Source organism: Acinetobacter sp. YH12235 (assembly GCF_013417705.1).
GTDB lineage: Bacteria > Pseudomonadota > Gammaproteobacteria > Pseudomonadales > Moraxellaceae > Acinetobacter.
Genome location: NZ_VPDL01000057.1, coordinates 1 through 2,239 on the forward strand (window position 1 = coordinate 1; position 2,239 = coordinate 2,239).

The 2,239-nt window shown below is 51.5% G+C and carries 1 rRNA gene; it reads left to right on the top strand.

The window, feature by feature from the left end:
- Nucleotides 1–2,239: ribosomal RNA gene (locus FTV13_RS15420) — 23S ribosomal RNA — on the top strand; the annotation flags it as partial.

Below are 2,239 nucleotides of genomic sequence, written 5' to 3' on the forward strand. Positions count from 1 at the left end.
GTGTGGTGACTGCGTACCTTTTGTATAATGGGTCAGCGACTTATATTCAGTAGCGAGGTTAACCGAATAGGGGAGCCGTAGAGAAATCGAGTCTTAATAGGGCGTTTAGTTGCTGGGTATAGACCCGAAACCGGGTGATCTATCCATGAGCAGGTTGAAGGTTGGGTAACACTAACTGGAGGACCGAACCCACTGTCGTTGAAAAGCCAGGGGATGACTTGTGGATAGGGGTGAAAGGCTAATCAAACTCGGTGATAGCTGGTTCTCCCCGAAAGCTATTTAGGTAGCGCCTCGGACGAATACCATTGGGGGTAGAGCACTGTTTCGGCTAGGGGGTCATCCCGACTTACCAAACCGATGCAAACTCCGAATACCAATGAGTACTATCCGGGAGACAGACTGCGGGTGCTAACGTCCGTAGTCAAGAGGAAAACAATCCAGACCGCCAGCTAAGGTCCCTAAATCATAGTTAAGTGGGAAACGATGTGGGAAGGCATAGACAGCTAGGAGGTTGGCTTAGAAGCAGCCACCCTTTAAAGAAAGCGTAATAGCTCACTAGTCGAGTCGGCCTGCGCGGAAGATGTAACGGGGCTAAAACTATGTACCGAAGCTGCGGATTTGCAATTTATTGCAAGTGGTAGGGGAGCGTTCTGTAAGCCGATGAAGGTGGATTGAGAAGTCTGCTGGAGGTATCAGAAGTGCGAATGCTGACGTGAGTAACGACAAAACGGGTGAAAAACCCGTTCGCTGAAAGACCAAGGGTTCCAGTCCAACGTTAATCGGGGCTGGGTGAGTCGACCCCTAAGGCGAGGCCGAGAGGCGTAGTCGATGGGAAATTGGTTAATATTCCAATACTTCAGTGTAATGCGATGAGAGGACGGAGAAGGTTAAGTCAGCCTGGCGTTGGTTGTCCAGGTGGAAGGAAGTAGGCATGCATCTTAGGCAAATCCGGGGTGCTCTATGCTGAGATCTGATAGCAAGCCAGTTTACTGGTGAAGTGGCTGATACCATACTTCCAGGAAAAGTCTCTAAGCTTCAGTTACACTGGAATCGTACCCGAAACCGACACAGGTGGTCAGGTCGAGTAGACCAAAGCGCTTGAGAGAACTCTGCTGAAGGAACTAGGCAAAATGGTACCGTAACTTCGGGAGAAGGTACGCTGCCGGCGGTGATAGGACTTGCTCCTTGAGCTGTTGGCAGCCTCAGAAACCAGGCCGCTGCAACTGTTTATTAAAAACATAGCACTCTGCAAACACGAAAGTGGACGTATAGGGTGTGATGCCTGCCCGGTGCTGGAAGGTTAATTGATGGGGTTAGCGTAAGCGAAGCTCTTGATCGAAGCCCCAGTAAACGGCGGCCGTAACTATAACGGTCCTAAGGTAGCGAAATTCCTTGTCGGGTAAGTTCCGACCTGCACGAATGGCATAATGATGGCGGCGCTGTCTCCAGCAGAGGCTCAGTGAAATCGAATTCGCCGTGAAGATGCGGTGTACCCGCGGCTAGACGGAAAGACCCCGTGAACCTTTACTGCAGCTTGACATTGAACTTTGATCTTACTTGTGTAGGATAGGTGGGAGGCTTTGAAGTGGTGACGCTAGTTGCCATGGAGCCGTCCTTGAAATACCACCCTGGTAATATTGAGGTTCTAACTCTGCTCCCTGATCGGGAGCGAGGACCATGTCTGGTGGGTAGTTTGACTGGGGCGGTCTCCTCCTAAAGAGTAACGGAGGAGTACGAAGGTGCGCTCAGCGTGGTCGGAAATCACGCGTAGAGTATAAAGGCAAAAGCGCGCTTAACTGCGAGACCCACAAGTCGAGCAGGTACGAAAGTAGGTCTTAGTGATCCGGTGGTTCTGTATGGAAGGGCCATCGCTCAACGGATAAAAGGTACTCTGGGGATAACAGGCTGATACCGCCCAAGAGTTCATATCGACGGCGGTGTTTGGCACCTCGATGTCGGCTCATCTCATCCTGGGGCTGAAGCAGGTCCCAAGGGTATGGCTGTTCGCCATTTAAAGAGGTACGCGAGCTGGGTTTAGAACGTCGTGAGACAGTTCGGTCCCTATCTACCGTGGGCGCTGGAAATTTGAGAGGATCTGCTCCTAGTACGAGAGGACCAGAGTGGACGAACCTCTGGTGTACCGGTTGTGACGCCAGTCGCATCGCCGGGTAGCTATGTTCGGAAGGGATAACCGCTGAAAGCATCTAAGCGGGAAGCCTACCTCAAGATAAGATTTCCC